Origin of the sequence: Nocardia sp. NPDC047038 (assembly GCF_040644075.1) — a bacterium.
Classification (GTDB): Bacteria; Actinomycetota; Actinomycetes; order Mycobacteriales; family Mycobacteriaceae; genus Nocardia; species Nocardia sichangensis.
Map to the genome: position 1 here is coordinate 1 of NZ_JBEYVQ010000009.1, position 21,984 is coordinate 21,984.

A 21,984-nucleotide genomic window follows, 5' to 3' on the forward strand; every position below is an offset into this window, starting at 1 on the left:
GTATCGGTCGGGTGGTTCGCCGACGCAGGTGCGGGTGTCGCCGGATCTGGTGGCGCCGGGGTCGTTGCCGCCGGTGGGGCCGGGCACGGACATGACCGCGGTCACCACGATGGTGCAGCCGCCGGAAGTGACGCCGCAGACGTCGGCGCCGCCGCAGCGGCAGTACGCGCCGACGCAGGTGATGATCACGCTTCCCGGTTTGCCGCCGATCCCGTGCGGGATCTTCTGCCCGCCTCCGCCGCCGGTGAATCCCTGTGTCGCGCAACCGGTTCCTGCTCCGATGCCGCAACCGGGACAGCCCGGCACGGGGCGCATCCCTTTGGCGCCGGGGCAACGGTACGGCGCGGCCCCCGGGCAGCTCCCCGACCCGGACGTGAACAGTGCCGAGGCCGAAGGCATTCCGCAAGCTGCCGGTGCCGAAGCTGTCGACTGCACGCAACCCGGACCAGACACCGCCACGGGCCCCGCGCCCGACGCTCCGCGGCGGGACGGCGCACCACGCAACCCCGAACCTGCCATCACCACACCGCCCGCGCCGGAACCAGAACCCGAACCCGAACCGGTGCCCGACGCGGGGTCGACACCCACGCCGCAGCCCGGGATCACCCTGCCCTTCGGCATCGTCATCCCACTGCCCGGGCCGCCCCCGCCGCCTCCGGTTGGCTGACCCCTTGCCCGACACACCGACCTGCTCGCATCCGCTGCCGCTATGCCGCCTGCGTGGTGTCACGGCGGTAGTCCTGAGGATGAACGGCGGCATCGGCCGCAGGCCCATTGCGCCCGGCTTGCTCGCCGGCGGGATGCGCAAAATCCGATCCGAGTGTGGGCGCAGTCGCCGAGCGCCTGAAGGAGTTCTTCGAACATTGCGTCCGGCTGGGCCGGATCATGGTTCGCCCGACGGCGGGAGCCTACTTCGGTAAGAGATCGCACGCACTCGAAGGCGGCCGCAAGCGCGAGAGTGCACGACGCTGCCGCAAAGGCGTATCCGGACTGCGTCAACCAACGTATTGTGGTCGGTAGCTATCGCGTGGCATCTACCAGCGGCGCCCAAGAGACCAGCGGTCTTCGCGGACGCCATTTCGTGCGGTGGGCGCTCGGCGAACGGGTGGTCCGGTGCACCGACCGGAGCCGATCGCCGGCGGCCGCGGTGACGAACCTTTACCGAGACCGGTCGAGCAGAGGTGATCTCATGAGGGCCACAGTCGGAATATCAGCGGAGCAGGCGGTGGTGCGCGGTGTGATGGTCTCGTCGACGGCGCGACGAGGCACTCGCCCGGCCGTGCTGCGCGAGATCGAACAGCCGGTCGAGCACTCCACCGCCGCCTCGGTGGCCGCCACGCTGGACGCGTTGACGTCCGCCGCGGGATCGCGCACCGAAATCGATGACGTCGCGGTCGCGTACCGCACCGTTGCCGAACGGCGGGCAATCGTCTCGCAACTTTCGTCGGCCGCGTGGCGATCGTCGTCGCTGGTGTCGACCAAGACAGCGCTGCTCGCGCTGCTCGAGGAGATGCCGGGCCTCGGCGAGTACGACACGTTGCTGGTATCGGAGGTCGTCGGATACCACACGTCGTATCTCGTGGCCGGGCCGAATCGGGGCGAGATCCTGGTTTCCGGCACATGGTCGTCCGGTGTCGTCGACGCCGAGAGCGCGGATTCGGCGGTCGACCGGATCAGGCCCGCCCTGGAGGCGGCCGCGCTGCGGCCCGACGCCGTGGTGCTGTGCGGCGCGTCGGCGGGAGATCCGGACGTGGTCTCCGCGCTGCGGACCGGGCTCGACGCCCCGGTCATCGTGGTGCCCGACCACGCCAACGCCGCCGCTTACGGTGCGGCCTTGGTCGCCGCAGCTCCGTTCCGGCGCGCGGCGGAACCGGCAGTGGCCGATCGCAGGCATGGCGGCCGAGTCATCCTCGCCGGGGCCGCCGTCGCCGCACTGCTGGGCGGAGCCGCGATCGCGGTCGCGCAGGCGCGGGAGGACCGTCCGGCCGACGCCGAGATCGGCGGCCCCGCGGAGGCGTCCCTTACCGCCCCCCAGCCCGTCGACCCGAATCCAGCGCTCGCGACCCCGACGCCGGCGGCGGAGCGGGCGCCCGTGTCCATCGTTCCGGAGGCGGCGGCCACCCCGGAGCCGTATCCTGAGCCGCCGGCGCCGCGTCCCGCGAACGCGCAGGCTCAACTGCCTCTGCCGGTGCCCCCTGGCCCCGAACCGCCGCCGGCCGAGCAGCAGCCGCCGCCGCACCCGCGCACCACGACGGAATACCCCGAACCGACGACCGCCGCCGCCCCCAACGACACCTTCCTGTTCCCGGGCGAGTCGCCACCGCCACCCTGGAACGCCGACCCGGCAGCGGTTCAGGCCTGGTGGGACAACCACGCGAAGCTGAAGGAGAGCTGGCTGAACGGCCGCTGACCCCGATCGGTGTGCCGCCGCCGTGATCGGCGGGGCGGCGGCACCCGCGGCCGGTCGATAAGCTGGCCGGGTGAGCGCACCAACGGCGGGATCGGTGGCGATCGTCGACGACCTGGAGGCCGTGACGACCCGAGGCCCTGAAGACGATCCCGCGGCGACCGGGATCGGCCGCGCCGACGTGGAGGCGCTGTGGGCGTCGGTGCAGGCGTGGTACCGCTTGGGCACGACTCCGGCGATCCAGGTCTGCCTGCGCCGCGAGGGCAGGATCGTCCTGAATCGCGCCATCGGGCACGGCTGGGGCAACGCGCCGGGCGACGGGCCGGACGCGGTCAAGATCCCGGCTACCCCGGACACGCCGTTCTGCGGCTTCTCGACCGCGAAGGGCGTTGCCGGAGCGCTGATGTTCATGCTCGTCGAGCAGGGGGCGTTCACCCTCGACGAGCCGGTGTCCGGCTACATTCCCGAGTTCGCGTCGAACGGCAAGGCCGCCATCACGATCGGTGACGTACTTTCGCACTCCGCCGGGATCCCCTTCGTCACACCGCCGTATCAAGGCGTCGATCTGGTACTCGACGAGGAACTGGCCGTGCGTGGGCTGGCCGACCTGGTCCCGAGTTGGAAGCCGGGACGGTTCCGCGTGTACCACGCGCTGACCATCGGGTTGATCCTGCGGCTGCTGGTGCAGCGCGCCACCGGCAAGCGGATGCGGGACCATCTCGCCGAGCAGGTGCTCGAGCCGTTCGATTTCCGCTGGACCAATTTCGGTGTGCGACCCGAGGACGTCGGCAAAGTCGTGCCGAGCGTGAAAACCGGTCCGGCTCCGTCGCGCACGGCGACCTTTCTGGCGAGCAAGGCCATCGGCGGACGAATGGACCGGGCGTCGCGCTCGGCGACCGACGCCTTCCTCACCGCCGAGCTGCCGTCGGGCAATCTGATCACCACCGCGTCGGAGTTGTCGCGGTTCTACGAGATCCTCACACGCGGCGCACCGGACGGACGGCGCATCATCAGGCCGGAGACCTTGGCCGAGGCGGTGCGCCCGGCTCGCTGGATACCTGGTGTCGCCGGACGTGTCAGCAGGGCGGGATTCGAACTCGGCGGGCGCAGGTCGAAATTCGGCCGCGACACCGGGTCGCACTTCGGGCGCAGCGGATTGACCACCCAGTACGGGTGGGCTGATCCGGCTCGTGGGCTGTCCGGGGCGATCCTCACCAGCGGCAAGGCCACCACCGACACCGAGCGGCCGTGGCAGCTGGTCGCTCAGATCTCCGCCACCGTGCCTGCCGACCGGTAGCCAAGCACCGGGCGCCCACCCGCGCCGATCGCCTCCACCAGTGAGAAGCCTTAGCCATCCGAACGATTTAGTCTGTTAACTCGCTTGTTGCCAACCCGTCGGGTTGTGCTAGCGCTAGCGGAACAGACTGACCCGTCGGCTCTTTGGCGGTGAAAGCGTTGGTGTTGATGAGGATTGACCTTGACGTGGCGGTGAGCGCATCCCGGCACGAGAAGTTCCCCGACGAACGCGGGCGGTTCGGCGTGTTCGGCGGCAGATTCGTCCCCGAGGGCCTGATGGCCGCGCTGCTGGATCTGGAGGACGCCTATCGCCTCGCGCGAGAAGACCCCGGGTTCCTGGCCGAGTATCGAGAATTGTTGCGGGACCGGGTCGGTCGGCCCACGCTGCTGCATCAGGTACGGCGCTTCGGAGAGTTGCTGGGTGTGCCGGGCGCCCGCGTGTATCTCAAGCGCGAGGACATGGCCCACACGGGCGCCCACAAGATCAACAACGCCATCGGGCAGGCGTTGCTGGCCCGGCGGATGGGCAAGAAGCGGATCGTCGCCGAGACCGGCGCGGGGCAGCACGGCGTCGCGGTGGCGACGGTGTCGGCGATGCTCGGATTGACCTGTGTGGTCTACATGGGAACCGAGGACATGCGCCGCCAGGCGTCGAACGTGATGCGGATGCGGCTGCTCGGCGCCGAGGTGCGGCCGGTCGACATCGGTTCGCGCAGACTGAAGGAGGCGATCAGCGAGTCGGTCCGCGACTGGGTGTCCACCGTGGACACCACCCACTACCTGTTCGGCACCGCGGCTGGGCCCGCGCCGTACCCGCGGATCGTGCGGGATTTCCAAACGGTGATCGGCACGGAGACCAGGAACCAGATCGCGCGCGTCGAGGGCAGGCTGCCCGATTACGTCCTGGCCTGTGTCGGCGGCGGCAGCAATGCGATCGGGGTCTTCCATCCGTTCGCCGACGACCCACAGGTGCGGCTGATCGGCGTCGAAGCGGCCGGGCGGGGGGTGGACACCGGCGAGCACGCGGCGACCCTCTGCATGGGCAGTCCGGGTGAGATCGACGGCTCCTACAGCTATCTGCTGCAGGACGAGGACGGCCAGATCGCGCGGACGCACAGCATCGCGGCGGGACTGGACTATCCGGGTGTCGGTCCCGAGCTGAGCCATTTGAAGGACAGCGGCCGGGTGACCTATCGGGCCGCCACCGACGCGGTGGCGCTGCGCGGCATGCAGGCACTCAGCCATACTGAAGGAATCCTCGCGGCATTGGAATCCGCCCACGCCGTGGGCTACCTGATGGAGATGGCCGACCGCGGTGAGATTCCCGCGGGCTCGCTGATCGTGCTGTGCCTGTCCGGCCGCGGGGACAAGGATCTCACCGTGGCCGCCGAGCGGCTCGGTGTCGCATGACCGCTGCTATGGTCGAAAGCGCCCATGGCGCCGGAGAGGGACCGCGCGCTACACCCGCGCACGAGGACGAGCCCTCTTGAAGTTTGTGCCCCGCCTGATCTTGTTCCTGGCGATTCCCGCTGTCTTGTTCCTGCTGCCCTGGTGGACGCTGGTTGCGGCGACCACCGACGAATCCGGCCCGCTGTTCTGGCTGGGTTCGGCACTGTTCCTGCTCGGGTTCGCGTGCCTGCCCGCGGCGATGTATCTCGGCCACGGGCCCGTGCAGTCGGACGCGGCCTCGATCGTCGGCGACACCTTGCTGGGCGTCATGTGGGTGCTGTTCAGCTGGTCGGTGCTGGGCAATCTGGCGCGCGCGGGATTGACCGTCGCGGGCGTGGACGACCCAGCTCGCTCGCGGATCGTCGCGGCGGGCGTGCTCGCGGCCGCGACGGTGCTGGTGGTGTGGGGTGTGATCGAGGCGCGCCGGGTGCCGCGGGTACGCACGGTGGATGTCGCGATTCCAGGTCTCGGCTCCGCGCTGGACGGACTGCGCGTGGTCGTCGTGACCGACACCCATTACGCCGCGCTGAACCGGCTGCGCTGGTCGGAACGCGTGGTCGAGGTGGTCAACGCGCAACGGCCCGACATCGCCTGCCACGCGGGCGACCTCGCGGACGGATCGGTGGCGAAGCGGCACGCGCAGGTCGATCCGCTCGGCAAGGTCGAGGCCGAACTCGGCCGGTTCTACATCACCGGCAATCACGAGTATTTCGGTGACGCGCAGGGCTGGATCGAGCACATGGCCGCACTCGGCTGGCAGCCGTTGCACAATCAGCACGAGGTCGTGCGCCGCGGCGACGACCGCCTGGTGATCGCGGGCATCGACGACCCGACCGGCATCGGCTTGACCGGTCACGGCCCCGACCTGCCCGCCGCGCTCGCAGGGGCGGACCCGGACGTTCCGGTCGTCTTGCTCGCCCACCAGCCCAGGCAGGTCGCGGAGGCCGCGGCCGCGGGAGTGGCGTTGCAGATCTCCGGCCACACCCACGGCGGCCAGATCTGGCCGTTCCACTATCTGGTTCGCCTCGAGCAGCCCGTCGTGGCCGGGCTCAGCCGCCACGGCGAGCGCACTCAGCTCTACACCAGCCGGGGCACGGGATTCTGGGGTCCGCAGCTGCGGGTGTTCGCCCCGAGCGAGATCACCGTGCTGATCCTGCGTGCGGAGTCGGCGACCGGGTGAACCCCGGGGCGCCGGGTCAGCGCGGGCCGGGCTCGGCGTCGGCGCGGCTGACGGCATCGGGTGCCGACGGCGGCGCAGGGGAATCGCCGGAACTCCACGCCTCGGTGACACCCGGAATGCCGTCCTGGACGATGTAACTGGCGCGGGTACGGATCGGCGCGCCGGGATAGCGGACATAGGGCACAACACGAAAGTCGTTGCGCCACAACCGGTGATCGAGTTCCACCCGGACGTACCCACGCTGGGCGTTGAAGAACTTGACGTCCGGATTCGCCGCGAGCAGACCGCGGCCCTTGTCGCTCAGGTCTACTCCGTCGCCGTTGCTGGTGATCGAGGTACCGGTGAATTCCGCCGCCACAACCGGTGATCCGGGATCGGAGTAGTCGCGCCGCAGGTCGGCGGCCTGGTTCTCGTGCCGGTCGCCGGTGATCACCACCAGGTTTCCGGCGCCGCGCGCCGCGGCGGCGCCCAGCACCGCGTTGCGGTCGGCGACGTATCCGTCCCACGCGTCGGTGGAGACGGCGACCCGCGGACCGGGGTCGGAGTCGTTCTGGCTCATGCCCACCTGGTTACCGAGGACCTGCCAGCGAGCCGGGGAGTGGGTCAGACCGTCGATCAGCCAATCGCGTTGTGCCGCACCGAGGATCGTGCGGTCGGGGGAGAAGCGCTCGGCGCAGCCGCTGACCACGGCGCCGCCGCAGGCCTGCGGGGTGCGGTACTGGCGGGTATCGAGCATGGTGATCTCCGCGAGATCGCCGAACCGGAAACGGCGATGCAGCCGGATGCCCGCCGCGGACGGTAACTGCGCCAGGCGCAGCGGCTGGTGCTCGTACATGGCCTGGAAGGCGGCGGCGCGGCGCCCGCGGAACAGGGCGGGCAGCCGCCAGATGTCGAGGCCGATGCCGGGCGCGTCACCGGCCCAGTTGTTGTCGACCTCGTGGTCGTCCATGGTGACCAGCCACGGGAACGCGGCGTGCGCGGCGCGCAGCGGTTGCTCGGATTTGTAGAGCGCGTAGCGCAGCCGATAGCCGGGCAGGTCGACGGCTTCGTCGCGAAAGTGGGGACCCATCGTGACGCCCGCCCGCCCACGCAGCCAGGCCCGCTCGTAGATGTAGTCGCCCAGATGCACGACCAGATCCAGGTCTTCCCGGCTCATGTGCTCGTAGGCGGTGTAGTAGCCGGAACTCCAGGACTGGCAGGAGGCGAAAGCGAAGCGCAGCCGCGCCAGGGCCTGGCCGGGCGCAGGGGCGGTGCGGGTCCGTCCTACCGGCGACACGGCCGACCCCGCCCGGAACCGGTAGAAATACCAGCGATCCGGGGTCAGCCCGTGCACCTCCGGATGCACGCTGTGGCCGAGTGCGCGAGTGGCCACCGCCGATCCACGTGCCACCACGCGGCGGAAGTACTCGTCGTCGGCGACCTCGTAGTCGACCGTGACCGGCTGCAGCGGCATGCCGCCGATGCCGTCGGGCGCCAGCGGGTCAGGGGCCAGCCGCGTCCACAGCACCACACCGTCGGGGGCGGGATCGCCGGACGCGACGCCGAGCGAGAACGGATCGCCGAGCCGGCGCGGGGCCGGAAATCGGGCACTACCCGCCGCTGCGGTGCCCGCCAGGACCGCGGCAGACCCCGCGGCGCCGAATCGGAACAGTTCCCGACGTGAGAGGGCCATACATCAGCGTAAAGCCGCGTACGGCGACGGGAAGGCGTCGCGCGAGCGGATGCGGCGTCAGAGCAGGCCGCCGCGGCGAGCGTGATGCAGCGCGTCGACGCGGGAATTGGTGCCCAGCTTGCCGTAGATGCCGCGCAGGTGGGTCTTCACGGTGTTGACCGAGACGCCGAGGTCCTCGGCGATCTGCTGGGCGGTGCGACCGGAGGGCAACTGCTTGAGCACGGTCATCTCGGTGTGGGTCAAGGCGGGGTAGGCAGGCCGGCGCCGCGCCGCGGGATGACGGCGGATCGACTCCGCGAAGCTCTCCGCCCGGCCGAGACGGCCCGCGTAGCTGTCCAGCAAGGGCATCGCGGCGGGCACGTCGAGGAACGGCCGCAGCAGCCGGTGCGGCGTCGCGGAACCCAGCGCGTTCTCCAGTGCGGCGAGGGCTTTGGCCGGAGCGCGGGACTCGTGCTGTGCCGCGGAGTAGAGCAGCCACCCGGTGACCGCGCTGACCGGACGCAGCTCGCCCGCGCGGTCCAGCAGTGGTTCGAGCACCGCGCAGGTCGCCTTGCGACGATCGGCCGCGGCGTGCAGTGCCGCATCGGCCAACCGCACCTCGGGCAGTTCGCCGACGATACCGCGGGCGCGTTCGACCAGCAGTTGCGCCGTCCTGGCATCGTGCACGCGCAGCAGCGCCCACACCACCGGCAGGATCAGGCTGCCGGTCGCCGCGGGCACCGCCTTGTGCTCGAGCAGGACGAGCAGGCTGCGGCGCAGCGCGTCGACCGCGGCCGACTGCTCCTCGGCTCGCTCGAGGTCGAGCAGGCGGCCCACGACGTGCGCGCGCCATCCCGCGACCGGACCGTGGGATCCGTCGTGGTCGACCCGCTCGGTGAGCACCGACGCGATCTGCGCCGCGCCCGCCGTCTCGCCTTGCAGGTAGGCGCCGTAGGCGGCCACGGCGGTCGCCTGGACGGCGTCGGTGGTCTCCAGCAGCCCGTGTTCCTCCGCGATCGCCAGCGCGCGCGCCGCGCGGTCCCGCATCGCGGTGGCGGCGTCGACGGCGTCGGCGGCGAACGCCAGCCGGGTCAGCGCACGCAGCACCAGGCGAGGGCGCCCCGCGTGCTCGGCCAGCGCGAGCCCGGAGTGCAGCAACTGTTCTCCGCGCGTGACCGCGCCGCCCGCGACGAAGGCGGTGGCGATCTGGATCTCGGTGTACGCGTCGAGATCGGGATCGCCGGTCGGCGCGACGTCCTCCGGAGACTCGGGCAGCACCGCCCCGGTGGTCGCCGCGACGTCGATGGTCGCGGCGAGGGTGAGCGCGTCCAGCCGCTTCGCGTCGGCGAAGGAGGCCTTGGCCGCGCGCCGCGCCGCCGCGGTGTCCAGGCACGCCACCGCGGCGGCCGCGCTGCCCGCGACGAGAGCGTCGACGACGCGCACCAGCCAGAGAAAGGGGTCGTCGAGCAACGCCGGCGCCGAACGGGCCAGATGATCGAACAGCGTCCGGCCCGTGCCGTCGAGAACCATGCGCAGCGCGCACGCCGACAAGAATTCGCACAGTTGCTCGTGGTCGGCGCCCGCGAGCTGATGCGGCAGCGCGGTCTCGGGCAGCCCCGCGGTCCGCAACCAGCGGGCCGACCGGCGATGCAGTTCCGCGCACACGTGCGGCCCGAGGCGGCGAGCTTCGGCGAGGAAATAGGCGCGCACCAGCGGATGACAGGAGAACCAGACGTCGCCGTCGCGCACGACCGAGTCGATCGGGAAGCCGATCAGGTCGAGTTCGTGCAGCGAGTGCCCCGCACCGCCGCCCACGAGTTCGTCGGCGAGCTGCTCGGTGAACGCGACGGGAATGCTGGTGCAGGTGAGGAACCGGCGCAGCGTGGGCGGCAGTACCTCGACGAGTTCCCCGAGCAGGAAATCGGTGACCGCGCGCGCCGGGCGGGCGAGAACGGCGAGCGCCGCGGCGCGGTCGTCGGATCCGGCGGCCAGATGGATGGCGGCGATGCGCACGAGCGCGGCCCAGCCCCGGGTCAGGGCGCCGAGCGCATCGAGTTCGGCGCCGGTGAGTTCGCACCCGTGGTGGCGGCACAGCGCGTCGATCTCGTCCGCGGTGAAGGCGAGTTCGCCCGCGCCCCAGCGGGTCAGCCGCGCGTGCAGTTCCAGGACGTGCCAGCGGATCGGCGGAGCCGAGCGGGCGCACAGCATCGTCGTGACGGTGGGCGGCGCATGGTGCAGGAAATATTCGATACCCGCGAGCAGGAGCGGATCGGTGAGCAGATGAGCGTCGTCGAGCACGAGGATCGTGGGCGTCGTGCGCGCGGCCAGTGTCTCGACGAGCGCCGCGGCGTACGCGGCAGGGGGGCAGGCGTCGGTCGTGGTCGCGATCTCGAACCGCTCGTGCAGCACCGTCCACAGCGACGTCGCGTCGTCGAGCTGCTCGGTGACGGTCAGCCAGGCGACATCGGATCCGCCCGCGGCGTGCCGGGCCGCCCAGTCGGCCGCCAGCACCGACTTCCCGGTCCCGGCGGGTGCGCGCAGCAGTAGTACGTGCCCGGTGCCGGACATGCTGTCGGCGGCGGCGTACAGATCGGGCCGGGGAATCGGGGTGAACGGCAACGCCGGTATTTCGGCAGCGGACCGCGCCGCGGCGGGGATGCGGCGTAGAGCGGGGACGTGCGATGTGGTCACCGTGCCTCCCGGGCCGTGTGCTGGCAGATCACTACCGCGCCTCGGTAGCGGAACATACCCGGTGCGAAGTCCGCTCGATCAGATCGTGTGTCGTCGTTATGGAACTTTCATTTCGCGCGAACGCGAAATATCGGAGTCATCCGAAACGGGTGAAGTGCTGGACGGGGCGACTGGTGGAGATTCGGAAGGCGTCCATTACTTCCCGAGAAAGGGGGCGACCGATGACGCACATGACCGAACCGGAGGCACACCCCGTTCGCCGTGGCATCGCGGCGGGCACGTCCATCGCGGCCGCGATCCTGCTGCTCACCGTCGGTGTGCTGTCGATCTTCGAGGGGATCTCCGCCGTCGCCGAGGACGAACTCATCGTCGTCGGCGCCGACTACGTCTACAAGTTCGACACTACGACGTGGGGCTGGATCCACATCGTGCTCGGCATCCTCCTGGTCATCGCGGCGCTGGGCTTGATGACCGGTGCGACTTGGGCGCGGGTGGTGGCGATCTGCCTGGCCGCGCTGTCGATCATCGCGAACTTCCTGTGGCTGCCGTACTACCCGGCGTGGTCGATCCTGGTGATCGCGCTGAACATCGTCGTGATCTGGGCGGTCGCCACCTGGCGTCCGGAAGCCGTCTGACCGGGCGAACATTGTGGCATGTCACTACTCCGGCGTGCGGGAATCGTGGTCCGCCGGTGTGGGTGGGACGGGGGTGGCGGCGATACCCGCTCGGCGAGCAGCGTTGCGGAGAGCAAACTCCGGCGATCGCCCGGTGAAGTCGGGGTTTCCGCTGCCCCCATAGGTGAGGTTGTGGTATCCACCTTCGAGACCGCACTACGAATTCGAAGGGACGCCAATGCCCAGCAAGCCCCCGCTCGTTCTCCTGCACGGTGTCACGATGTCCGAACGGGTGTGGGACGACGTCACACCCTTGCTCGCCGCGCGGCACGAGGTGATCACGCCGACCGCGGTCGGGCATCGGGGCGGACCGCAGGCCCTGCGGCGTCCGGCGCGGGTCGAGCACTTGGTGGACGACATCGAACGGCGGCTGGACGGGCTCGGACTGCGCCGGGTACACGTCGCGGGTAATTCGCTGGGCGGCTGGATGGCCATCGAATTGGCCCGGCGCGGGCGAGCCGAGACCGTCTGCGCGCTCTCGCCCGCGGGCTTCTGGGAAGCCGGGGACCGAAGCCGTTCGGCCGCGACCCGCCGCATCGCCCGCGAGGTGAGCACCGGGCGGCTGCTCGGTTTCCTCGCCCCGGTGGGCCTGCGCAGCGCGGTGGTGCGGCGAACGGCGTTGCGCAACATCGCCGTCCACGGTGATCGCGCCTGCGCGGCGCAGGCCATGACGTTCCTCCGAGACCTGCTCGGCTGCACCGTCACCGCCGATCTGCTCGGCACCGACGAACAGATCGCCGCGCTGGACCCGTTGCCGTGCCCGATCACGGTGGCCTGGTCGGAGCACGATCGTGTGCTGCCCGCGCAGGTCCACTTACCGATCGCGCGGGCGCGGCTGCCCGAGGCCGCGTTCTCCGTTCTGCCGGACACCGGTCACGTTCCGATGATCGACGACCCCGAGCTGGTCGCACAGACGATCCTGACCACCACGAGCATGACCGCCGCCGAGGCATCCTAGGGCTGCCCTGATTCGCGCGGCCGCGGCTCAGGCTCCATGGGAGCGGGCCGCTCACACGTCGAGCAGGTGCGGCAGTCCGGCGCGGTAGCGGTCGGCGTCGATGCGTTTCCACGGGTCGAAGACCGGCAGGGACACCAAGGGAAAGACCGGGACGCGGGGCGCGGGATCGTCGGCGGCATCGAGGATCGCGTTCGTGGCGGCGCGGCCGGATTCGTTGGCGCCCTCCATGGTGGCGAGGTCGATGTTGTTGCGCACGTGGTCGCCGCCGAAGAAGAGGTTCGGCACAGCGCAGCGGGCCTCCGGGCGGTGGTCGTAGGAGCCGACGGTGTTGACCAGCAGTGGGGTTTCGTTGTGGATGCCGCTCGCGGTCCAGCTGACTCCGGGGTCCAGATGCCAGGAGCGGATGTCCTCGGGACGCAGCCAGCCCGTGCCGGTGTTGAGCCATTCGCTCAGCTGTGCCCACACCTCTTCGGCGATCTCGGCGGCGGTGCACTGTTTGGCCGTTCGGTGGAAGCGGATGCCGGGGGAGTCCCAGTCGGAGATGTCCACCGAAAGGCATTCCCGCACGGTGCCGTCGCCGTACCGGGCGGCGAAGTCGCCTACCCACATCGGCGCTTGACGCAAGGCGGTGAGCGCCCACGGCGAGCCGAGCGCGGCGATGTGGCCTTCCGGCAATTCGGTCGGGCGGGAGAGGTAGTACTGGATGCCGACCATCCAATCGGTCCGGAGTTCGCGCATGCCCGCCAGATGCGGGTCGGCGTCGATGATCTCGTCGCTCAGTAGCGCGACCGCCTTGTCCACCGGCATCGCGCACAGATACCAGTCCGCGGTGACCGCGCTGGAGCGGCCGCTGGGATCGGTGACGATTGCCGAGGCGATCCGGCCGTCTCGCAGCTCCAACCGCCTCGCCCGCTGCCCCAGCACGAATCGCACGCCCCGCGACCGCAGGTGCGTCACCCACGGATCGATCCAGGCTTCGTTGGTGGGGCGGTTGAGAATACGGTCGATACCGGCGGAGTATTGCGGGATCGCCCCGGTTCCCGCCAGGACCAGGGCCTCCCCGATGGTGCCGATCGTGCGGGCCGAACTCGACTGGGGTTTGGCCGCGACGGTGATGCGGGTGAGGGCGCTGACGAGATATTCGCGGTAGGCCGCCGACTTGCCCTCGGCGCGCAGGATCTGTTCCCACGTCACGTATTCCCATTGCCCGAACCGCCGTTCGGTGCACGAGGTGAACCAGACGGCCATCTGTTTGGCGAAGAACGCCAGTTCGGCCGGGGGCAGTTCGGGAATGAAGCCGAAGGCGCCGATCAGCGTGTTCTGTATGCGCTGTGGTGTGAGCTGGTCGATGCCCCCGAAATCGACCGGCGCGAACAGTGGCGGCCTGCCGCGGAATCCCGCGACCGTACCCTCGACGCGAACCAGGTTGCCCGCCACGCCATCGGCATTGCCGGGGAACGGAATTCGGCGCATGGTGTCCGGAAGATTCTGATAGCAGCCGGGGAAGAACCGGAAGCCGTGCTCGCCGGGCAGGTCCGCGCGGCCGTCGGCGCCGGTGCCCGGCACGCCCATACTGCGTGCCTTGCCGCCGAGGAATGCCGGTTCGTACACGGTGACCTCGTAGCCGCGTTCGATCAGTTCGTGTGCCGCCGAGAGCCCGGCGACCCCGCCGCCCAGGACCGCGACCGACTTTCCGCCGGTGCGTAGTCCTGGCGTTCGGTGTACTCCCGGTGGTGCGGCGTGGGCGGGGGCGGCGGCGATGGATACTCCGGCCGCGAGCGCGCCGCGCAGCAGGTCGCGGCGGGTGAGGTCCAGGGTCGGCCGAGGGCGCGGGTCATGCATGTCGATCTCCTGAAGATGCCGCGAGACTGTCTTGCGGCGGCCGGGACGGGATGGCGTCGGCGGGCCCGGTGCTGGTGAAGGCCCGGGCTTCCCTTCGTTCGGAGACCGTGTCGCGGCATTCGCCGACCAGGTCGGCGAGGACGGGCCACGGTGCCCGCCACGAGTCGCGCAGCGCTCCCGCCGCGAACGCTGCGGCGCGTGCGGGAGTGAAGACGTCCTTCGGTTCGACGGTGCGGGAGAAGACTTCGGTGACCCGGTCGGCCAGCACGGGGTCGCCGGCGGCCTTGCGGTAGAGCTCGAACTCCAGCGGGCGCATCGCCGTGCCCCTGGCCAGGCGGTTGGTCCATTGGTAGACGCCTAGGCACTCGCGATCGCGTAGCTGTTCCCACGCGGTCAGGACGGTGTCGAGACGCGCGGTGTCGTCGAGGGCGGGTGCGGCGAGTTCGCCGAGCAACCGGCCGTAGCGCAAGGCGTCGCGTATGCCCTGCGCGGTCACCGGGTCCTTGAAATGGCCCGCGTCACCCGGCAGCGCCCAGCCCGGCCCCGTCGAGCGCCGGAAGTAGGACGCCAGGCCGGTGGCCGCACGCACCCGCCCGACTCTGCGGCAGTCGCGCAGCCGCAGCCCAAGACCCGGTAGTCGGTCGATGGCCTCCTGATACCGGAGCTCGGCCCGACCGGCGCCCGGCTCGGGAGGCTGCGCGGGCGGTTGGACCAGGCTGAGCAGCAGACCGTCGTCGCAGGGGAACGCGGTGCCGAGGTCGGGACCGCAACGCCATTGCGCGGCGACGTGCCGCTGGTCGGTCGCGCCGTCGTGCCAGTACGCGAAGTAGCAGTCCCGCCCGCTCGGTGCGGACAACCGGGGCGGGGCGGCGCCGACGAGCCGGGCCACCGTACTGCGGCGGCCGTCCGCCCCGACGATCAAGCGGGCGCGCACCTCGTGCACGCCACCGGCTTCGGTGTAGCGGACGCCGACGCAGCGACCGCCGGACCACACCAGGTCGGTGACCCGGACGCCCTCTCGGATCCGCGCTCCGGCCGCGACGGCGGTCGCCACCAGCGCGGCGTCCAATCCGGTCCGCCGCACGCACATCGCGTGGCCGATGCCGTCCACCGGTGTGAACGACGACCGGACCTGAAGGCCGTCACCATCGGCGAAGGCCGTGGTCAGCGGGGGCGCGCCGAGCCGAAGGACGCGCTCGAGAGCGCCCACGCGGCGCAGTTCGGCCAGGCCCGCGGGCCACAGCAGGTGTGTCGAAAGGGTGTCGGACGGAAAGCGCGCCGAGTCCAGCGCGACGACGTCCCGCCCTGCCGTGGCGAACGCGATGGCGGCCGCGGAGCCCGAGCAGCGCGCGCCGACCACCACCACGTCGGTGTACTCGATTGCCGGAGAGGAGGATCCGCGCATCCCCGAACACCTCGGTCGCATAGTCTCGGACACTGTGTCCGATCGATCGTGAGCCGTGGGTGCCCGAATGTCAATATCGGTGCCGTGTCGGCAGAATGGACGCCATGGTGGGACGCACCCGACCGGCACAGCCGAGTAAGGCGGCCGCCGCGCCGCAGAGAGGAGCCGGATGCCCTCGCTGACCCGAGTCCCCAGAAGCGCGCGGAAACCGGTCGACGACCGGCGCGCGGAATTCGAACGACGTGTCCTCGCCGCGGTGGAGGAGTTGCTCGCCGATGGCACGCCCTACACCGAGATCGCCGTCCACCGGATCGCCGCCGCGTCGCAGTCGGCCCGCTCGACGTTCTACCGGTACTTCCCGGACAAGAGTCAGCTGCTGATCAGGATGGCAGAATTGGCCACGGCCGATCTGTTCGAGGCCGCCGAGCGCTGGTGGCTCGCCGAGCACAGCGGGCGGCAGGCCGGTGTGGTGGCTGCCGTGCGAACCATGATCGCGGGCTTCCGCGAGCACCGCTCCCTGCTGCTGGCGCTGAGCGAGGTGGCCGCCTATGACCGTGACGTCGGCGCGTATTGGCGCGGGCGGGTCGCCGAGTTCGTGCGAGTGGTGCGATCGCGATTGGAGACCGACCTGGCCGAGGGCCGGATCAGCCCGGCGATCGACCCGCAGGCCACCGCCATCGTGCTCACCTCGATGGTCGAGCGGGCGATCGCGGCGAGCTTCTCGTCCGGATCGGGAGTCACCGACGACGCACTGGCGGAGGCGCTGGGCCGCGCCATCTGGTTGACCGTATACGGCGACGCACCGTCCTCCTGACGGATCACTCGGCGGCACAAGCGGTCCCATTGCTACAGTCGCGCCCATGACGCAACCCGGACCGCCCCTGCGGATCGGCATCCTTGGCGCCGCACGCATCGCGCCCGCGGCTCTCGTGCGGCCCGCTGCGGCGAGCCCGGACGTGGTGGTCGCCGCCGTGGCCGCCCGCGAGCCCGGACGCGGACGTGCGTTCGCCAGGAAGCACGGCATCGCGCGGGTCTTCGACAGCTACGCCGCACTGATCGCCGCACCCGACATCGACGCGGTCTACAACCCGCTGCCCAACGGTCTGCACGGCCGGTGGACCAAGGAGGCGCTCGCGGCGGGCAAGCATGTGCTGTGCGAGAAGCCGTTCACCGCCAACGCCGCCGAGGCGCGGGAGATCGCGGCGCTGGCCGCGACGTCGGACCGGGTGGTCATGGAGGCGTTCCACTACCGCTACCACCCGATGACCAGGCGGGCCGAGGAGATCATCGCCTCCGGCGAACTCGGCGAGCTGGTGCGGGTGGACACCGCGATGTGCTTTCCGCTGCCGCGGTTCTCGGATATCCGCTACGACTACACCCTCGCAGGCGGGGCGCTGATGGACGCGGGCTGCTACGCGGTCCACATGGCGCGGGTCTTCGGCGGCGAGAATCCGGATGTCGTCGCGGCGACGGCGAAATTGCGTGGCCAGGACATCGACCGCGCGATGAGCGCCGAGCTGCGCTTTCCTTCCGGTCACACCGGACGGCTGCGTTGCTCGATGTGGTCGTCGGACGTGCTGCGCATCGGTGCGCGAGTGGTGGGCGAACGCGGTGAACTGCGGTTGCTCAATCCGGTGGCGCCGCAGCTGCCGCGCAGGCTGTCGGTGCGTTCGGAGCGCGGCAGTCGCGCGGAGCAGGTCTCGCGCCGCAGCACCTACGCCTATCAGCTCGACGCCTTCGTCGCGGCGGTGCGGCACGGCGAGCCGGTACTCACCGCGCCGGACGACGCGGTGGCGACGATGACGGTCATCGACGCGATCTACGCGGCCGCGGGTTTGCCGCTACGGCAACCGGCCTGACGCGGCGATCGCCTCGGTGTAGACCGCGACCAGGCGTTCGGTGAACCGGGACTGCAGCGTCCGATCCGCGTGCCGCGCCAGCACCTCGCGCATGGCGTCGAGCCGGTCCCGCTGCTGCGCCAGCAGGCGCAACGCCTCGGCGAGCGCGTCCGTCGAGGCGTCGCGCGCACGGAATTCGCCGCCTTCGGGGACGGTTTCGGTGACGTCGGGGTCGCAGTGCAGCACCGGAATCCCGGCCGCGACCGCTTCGAGCAGCACCATGCCCTGCGTGTCGCACCCCGCGGACGGGAACAGCAGCACGTCGTTGGCGCGCATAGCCGTAAGGCACTCCGCCTGGCTCACTTCGCCGTGCAGCCGGACTCGCTCACGCAGGCCGGGCCGGTCGACGGCCGAGCGCAGGCGCGTTTCCAGCGCTCCCGCACCGTAGATGTCGAGGGTGCAGCCCTCGGCCAGGCGCACCGCCTCGACGGCGTCCAGCGGTCGCTTCTCCGCGGAGAAGCGACCGCACCACAGCACGCGCAGCCGCTGACCCCGGTCGCGGGGACGCTCCGGGAGGGCGCGCACTAGATCGTCGTCGACTCCGTTGGACACCACGTGCAGCGGCCGATCCACCCCGTGAGCGGCCAACCGCTGCGCGAAATGCCGTGTCGGCACCACGACGTGGTCAGCGGCCTGTGCCTGCGCGACGAGCGGCCGCCAGGCGTGCCGCGCCGTTCGGCTTTCCGGCAGGCGCGGCAGCTCCTTGCGCAAGCCGACGAACCCGCCGTGCAGCACGCGCATGGTGAGGGCGGCGAGGTAGGGAAACGGCGAATTGCGTTCGATGAAGGAATCGTCGCGGCTGTGCATGGACTGGACGACGGGAAGTCCGTGCCTGCGCGCGGCGCGCAATCCGGCGATGCCCGCGCCGTAGGTGGTCTGCGCGTGTACCACGTCGAAACCGCGCTCGGCGAAGACCGTGTCGATGAGGCGCGCGTTCCTGCGGGTCGGCAGCGCTACCGGATACCCGTTCACGCTCATTCCGCCCGTGGTCGTGAGAACGACGATCCCGGAGTCCGGCGGTGTGGGCTCCGGCGGGGGAATGGTGAACACGGTGACGCGATGCCCGAGCCGTTCCAGCGCCGCGCGTTGTGCGCGCATCGACGTCTGGATGCCGCCGAGGGTGGCGGGGTGGAAATCCGCGAACATCGCGATGCGCAGCGAACGTCCGTCGCCCGGTGGCTCGCTCACGCCGTATCCCGCGTCCGGGGTGTGGAGCAGCCGTCGAGGAATTCGAGGATGTGCCCGTACACGTCGAGTGCGGAGCCGCGTCCGAGGAAGGTGTCGAGATGGCCGTAGGAAGGGATCTCGAGGTAGCGGACGTCCAGCCCGGGGTGCCGGGCGGTGAGCACGTCGTGGCACAGCTTGTTGGAGTCGAGCCAGACTTCGTTGCGGCTGCCCGACAACAGCAGGACCGGGCAATCGATCCGGTCGGCGTGGTCCAGCGCGTTCTCCGGTAGCACGCGGTAGCGGTCGTCGTTGTCGTTCCAGCGCTGCACCGCATGCGCCAGCTCCATCCGCCGCAACTGCGGCAGCACATGCACCGGGACCGGCCCGAACAGTTGCGCCAAGCGGTCGTGGGTGCGCGGATCGAGATGGTCGTGGACGAACAGCTCGGCACCCATGCCCCAGCCGCCGTGGACCATCCGGCAGGTGGGGTCTGTGCATTCCCCTTTCCGGGTGAGCAGCGCGTACAAAAGCGTTTTCCGCGACCACAGCCCGACTTTGCGGAAATCGGACTCGAGGTGATGGACGCGGGAGCCGAGCAGTTCGCCGCCGACGAGCACGCGCATCCGCACCGCGGCGCTCACTTTCGGAGTGAGGAAAACCCCTTGGGCGACGACTCCGGCGAGGCCGGGCATCAGTCCCGCGGCCATGCTCATCGACAGCGCCAGGGCGCCGACGCAATGCGCGACCACGAACAACCGCCGGTCGCCGATCCGTCCGCGGATCTCCTCGACGGCTCCCGGCAGGTCGTAGAGCGCCACGTCGTCGAAGCTGAAACGCGGGCCTGCGGCGTTGTAGGGCAGCCGACAGCTGCCGCGCCAGTCCAGCAGCCACGGCTGGTATCCGGCGTCGACGAGAGCGTCGACGATCGTGCGGATCTCCGGCAGCAGGAACATCTCCGAGGACACGCCGTGGCCGTGGACCAACAGAACCGAGGGCCGCTCGGGATCGTCGACGACCACGCGCCGCAGGCCGAGCAGGGTCCCGTCGGCGGTGCGGAACGGGATCTCCTCCACGACCGGTGCGGCTCCGGGCCGGGTGGGGGTGAGCATCAGCGCGACTCCTTCGCGTTGCGGCGCAGATCCAGCAGTTCGGTGCCCACGCGCAGCGCCGGTTCCAGTAGGCCCTTGCCGAGCTGGGATCCGAACCAGCTCAGCCACAACAGTTTCGCGGTCCGCCGCTGGCGTTCGGACAGGCGTGGATCCACCTGGATGCCGTCGATTTGATCGTGCAGGTAGGTGTGCAGGGGGACCGCGACCTCGCCCGCGAGGCTCGCCGGTTGGTCCTCCCGGCCGAGTTCGACGGTCAACGTGCGTGCCTGCCGGATGATCGTGCGGCGCGCTTCGGCGTATTTGTAGCCCGACAGCCACCACGTCCCGCCATCGGCGTCGCGCAGCGACAGCCGGTAGTGCATCAGCGGGTGTTTCAGTCCGTGCCGCATCGGGATGCCGTCGTGCGGACGCACCGACGCCACACCGGATACCGTGAGCGGGCCGTCGTGCAGACGCGCGCACCGCAGCTCGCCCCCGACATCGACCGTGCGCCCGGCCACCAGCTGGTGGGTGCTCGCGATGGACAGCCGCAGGTCGAGCGTGCAGGAAGTGTCCGCCGCCGCGTCGACGGGCCCGATCGTGCCCACCAGGGTCTCCGCGAACCACAGATACGGTGGGTCCTCCGGCCGTGGCAGCCGTGCCAGGCCGGTGCCCGCGAGCATCTCCAGCGTTTTGTGTTGCGACCGGGCGCCGTAACGGACCGGTTGGGGCAGGTTGTGCGCGCGCAGGAAGGCGCGGGTGCGTTCGTCGGTCGCGGCTGGAACGGACGCCATCGTCTCCAGCGGATGACGCGCGGTAGGGCTGCCCAGCACCTGCGCCAGCGATTCCAGCTCCGGGACCGGCTCGGTGCGGATCCGCTCGACCACCTCGTCACACCAGGCGGCCCAGTGCCGCACCCGCATGTCCATGCCGATCGCCGCCGATTCACCCAGCATCTGCTCCAGCGTGGTCGGCGTGCCGGTGAGATGGTAGTTGTGGCCCCACGCCGTCGGCGCGCACACGATCGCCGCCGCGACCTTGCTCACCCAATCGACCGGGGCCACATGGAGATTGCGCAGCGCGGGGACGGTGCCGAACCGCGACAGCGCCGCGATGATGCCGCTGTTGAGGTCGCGCGGATTGTGCGCGCCGGTCTCGCGGTGCCCGCCGATTCCACCGGGGCGCAGCACCGTGACGACCAGTCCGTGTTCGCGGGCGCGCCGCAGGACGGCCTCGGCCGCCCATTTCGTCCGGTCGTAGCCGATCACGAGTTTGCCGATGTTCGCCACCGGATCGTCCTCGCCCATCGAGGCGATGCCGAGCTCGTTGAACACCGCGATGGAGGAGACGTGGTGCAACGGTTTCGGTCGTCCGGTTGCCGCCAGCCGGGCCAGGGTCAGCGGGCCGAGCACGTTGCCGCGGCGCAGCGACCGGTAGCCACGCAGGAAGTCGACCGCCGCGCCGACGTTGACGATCGCGTCGATCTCGTCCGCCAGCTCGGCCCACGCTTTCTCGGAGAGGCCGAGATTCGGTTCGCGCAGGTCGCCCGGCAGCACTGTCACCCGCCTGCGCACCTCCGGCGACCACGGCAGCAGGAAACGCGTCAACGCGGCGGCCAGCCGGTCCATGGCGTCGGCGTCGTCGCGCGCGCGAACGAGGCAGACGACGTGGGCGTCACTGCCGCGCAACAGGTCCAGCAGCAGGTGGCTGCCGAGGAAGCCGGTGGCGCCGGTGAGCAGAACGCGGCGCGGCGCGGCCCGCTCCGGCGGGTCGGTGAAGGGCAGCCGGTCGGCTCCGGCGACGTCGGCCATGAGCTGCGCGAGTTCGTCGTCCACGGTATCCGCCACCGGCGACGGCGTTTCGCGTTCGGTGGCTTCCGCTCGCGCGCCCAGCCAGCGCTGCGCCAGCCTGCGCGGCCGCGCGTCGGCGAACACGTCGTCCAACTCGAGGTGGACGTCGAGTTCCCTGGCGAGCGCCGCCACGAACTGCACCGCGGCGACGGATGTTCCGCCGCCGTCGAAGAAGTCGGTGTCCGGCCCGAGAGGTTCGACGGTGAAGCGGTCGGCCACCTGGATGACCGCCGCCGTGAGCGACTCGGTGTCCCACGCGCCGGGACGCGCGATCGCCGCCGTCGCGGTGGCCACGTCGCCGCCCGCGCGGGCCAGCAACGCGGACACGTCGAGACCGCCGCTGCGTTCGATCGCCTCGGCGAGGTCGCGCCGATCGGTTCGCTCGGCGGGCGGCGGGTACCCGCCGTTCGGACTGCGCACAGGAAACT

General features: G+C 70.8%; 15 protein-coding genes and 1 pseudogene. 9 read left to right on the top strand and 7 right to left on the bottom strand.

The genetic code is table 11. The features are described 5' to 3' along the window. From ABZ824_RS26310 to ABZ824_RS26330, 5 genes and pseudogenes are all read left to right on the top strand, one after another. Nucleotides 1–667, top strand: a pseudogene (locus tag ABZ824_RS26310) (lytic transglycosylase); the annotation flags it as partial. A 522-nt stretch (nt 668–1,189) separates the two neighbouring features. Beyond that, a complete protein-coding gene (locus tag ABZ824_RS26315; protein WP_356965967.1) occupies nt 1,190–2,410 on the top strand; it encodes a hypothetical protein in 1,221 nt (406 codons plus the stop codon). A gap of 70 nt (nt 2,411–2,480) precedes the next feature. Continuing rightward, entirely contained in the window at nt 2,481–3,704 is a 1,224-nt protein-coding gene (locus ABZ824_RS26320) for a serine hydrolase (RefSeq protein ID WP_356965969.1), read from the top strand. Nucleotides 3,705–3,871: 167 nt separating this feature from the next. Continuing rightward, nucleotides 3,872–5,113: a tryptophan synthase subunit beta gene (gene trpB / locus ABZ824_RS26325; RefSeq protein WP_356965971.1), complete on the top strand. Its 1,242-nt coding sequence runs from the start codon at nt 3,872–3,874 to the stop codon at nt 5,111–5,113. Between the two features lie 76 nt (nt 5,114–5,189). Next, nucleotides 5,190–6,332, top strand: coding sequence for a metallophosphoesterase (locus ABZ824_RS26330; protein WP_356965973.1), 1,143 nt, complete (start codon nt 5,190–5,192; stop codon nt 6,330–6,332). Nucleotides 6,333–6,348: 16 nt separating this feature from the next. Here ABZ824_RS26330 and ABZ824_RS26335 read toward each other — a convergent pair whose 3' ends face one another. Both ABZ824_RS26335 and ABZ824_RS26340 read right to left on the bottom strand, forming a co-directional pair. Continuing rightward, nucleotides 6,349–8,004, bottom strand: coding sequence for an alkaline phosphatase D family protein (locus ABZ824_RS26335; protein WP_356965974.1), 1,656 nt, complete (start codon nt 8,002–8,004; stop codon nt 6,349–6,351). Between the two features lie 57 nt (nt 8,005–8,061). After that, nucleotides 8,062–10,674 (bottom strand): LuxR C-terminal-related transcriptional regulator, encoded by a 2,613-nt coding sequence (locus tag ABZ824_RS26340; RefSeq protein WP_356965976.1) that lies wholly within the window; start codon nt 10,672–10,674, stop codon nt 8,062–8,064. A gap of 221 nt (nt 10,675–10,895) precedes the next feature. Here ABZ824_RS26340 and ABZ824_RS26345 point away from each other — a divergent pair, with 221 nt between their 5' ends. Further along, nucleotides 10,896–11,309: a hypothetical protein gene (locus ABZ824_RS26345; protein WP_355080529.1), complete on the top strand. Its 414-nt coding sequence runs from the start codon at nt 10,896–10,898 to the stop codon at nt 11,307–11,309. A gap of 217 nt (nt 11,310–11,526) precedes the next feature. Continuing rightward, entirely contained in the window at nt 11,527–12,306 is a 780-nt protein-coding gene (locus ABZ824_RS26350) for an alpha/beta hydrolase (RefSeq protein ID WP_355080531.1), read from the top strand. Nucleotides 12,307–12,357: 51 nt separating this feature from the next. On the opposite strand, the gene ABZ824_RS26355 is transcribed toward ABZ824_RS26350, so the two are convergent. After that, nucleotides 12,358–14,148: an FAD-dependent oxidoreductase gene (locus ABZ824_RS26355; protein WP_356965979.1), complete on the bottom strand. Its 1,791-nt coding sequence runs from the start codon at nt 14,146–14,148 to the stop codon at nt 12,358–12,360. Next, nucleotides 14,141–15,553 carry an FAD-dependent monooxygenase gene (locus tag ABZ824_RS26360; protein ID WP_356965980.1) on the bottom strand — a complete coding sequence of 471 codons (1,413 nt, stop codon included), beginning with the start codon at nt 15,551–15,553 and terminating at the stop codon, nt 14,141–14,143. The genes ABZ824_RS26355 and ABZ824_RS26360 overlap by 8 nt, the downstream gene beginning before the upstream one ends. A 169-nt stretch (nt 15,554–15,722) precedes the next feature. Here ABZ824_RS26360 and ABZ824_RS26365 point away from each other — a divergent pair, with 169 nt between their 5' ends. Together ABZ824_RS26365 and ABZ824_RS26370 are read left to right on the top strand one after the other, a co-directional pair. After that, complete coding sequence (locus ABZ824_RS26365; RefSeq protein ID WP_356965982.1) at nt 15,723–16,367, top strand: TetR/AcrR family transcriptional regulator; 645 nt, start codon at nt 15,723–15,725, stop codon at nt 16,365–16,367. Between the two features lie 46 nt (nt 16,368–16,413). Then, entirely contained in the window at nt 16,414–17,412 is a 999-nt protein-coding gene (locus ABZ824_RS26370) for a Gfo/Idh/MocA family oxidoreductase (RefSeq protein ID WP_356965984.1), read from the top strand. On the opposite strand, the gene ABZ824_RS26375 is transcribed toward ABZ824_RS26370, so the two are convergent. The 3 genes from ABZ824_RS26375 to ABZ824_RS26385 are packed head-to-tail and all read right to left on the bottom strand — an operon-like array spanning nt 17,395 to nt 21,976. Beyond that, the gene (locus ABZ824_RS26375) at nt 17,395–18,639 is read right to left on the bottom strand and encodes a glycosyltransferase (RefSeq protein WP_356965986.1); all 1,245 of its coding nucleotides are present in this window, start codon (nt 18,637–18,639) and stop codon (nt 17,395–17,397) included. The genes ABZ824_RS26370 and ABZ824_RS26375 overlap by 18 nt on opposite strands. Then, entirely contained in the window at nt 18,636–19,727 is a 1,092-nt protein-coding gene (locus ABZ824_RS26380; protein ID WP_356965988.1) for an esterase, read from the bottom strand. The genes ABZ824_RS26375 and ABZ824_RS26380 overlap by 4 nt, the downstream gene beginning before the upstream one ends. Then, nucleotides 19,727–21,976, bottom strand: coding sequence for a thioester reductase domain-containing protein (locus tag ABZ824_RS26385; RefSeq protein WP_356965990.1), 2,250 nt, complete (start codon nt 21,974–21,976; stop codon nt 19,727–19,729). The genes ABZ824_RS26380 and ABZ824_RS26385 overlap by 1 nt, the downstream gene beginning before the upstream one ends. Nucleotides 21,977–21,984 lie beyond the last annotated feature (8 nt).